At 59.2% G+C, this 282-nt stretch carries 1 protein-coding gene; it reads right to left on the bottom strand.

Annotation, left to right across the window (positions count from 1 at the left end; translation table 11 throughout):
* Positions 1-282, bottom strand: a 282-nt coding sequence (locus EN807_RS35015) for a cytochrome c oxidase subunit II transmembrane domain-containing protein (RefSeq protein ID WP_135938123.1), incomplete at both ends; no start/stop codon positions are given.

Here is a 282-nt window from a genome sequence, read left to right on the forward strand (position 1 = left end):
CTCTTCCGGCGGCGTATATTGCGCGGTCAAGAGCTGGAACGAGGGAATGGCCAGGCAAAGCAGGATGACGACCGGACCGACGGTCCAGATCACCTCGATCAGCGTGTTGTGGCTGGTCTTGGAGGGAACCGGATTGGCGCTCGCGCGGAATTTCACGATGCAATAGACAAGCAGAAACAGCACCAGGACGGTGATCGGGATGATGAACCACATCGTGTAGTTCCCGAACCATTCGATCTGCCGCATCATGTCGGTCGCCGGCGCCTGGAAGCCCGTCTCCCA

Source organism: Mesorhizobium sp. M5C.F.Ca.ET.164.01.1.1, from assembly GCF_004792125.1.
GTDB lineage: Bacteria > Pseudomonadota > Alphaproteobacteria > Rhizobiales > Rhizobiaceae > Mesorhizobium > Mesorhizobium wenxiniae.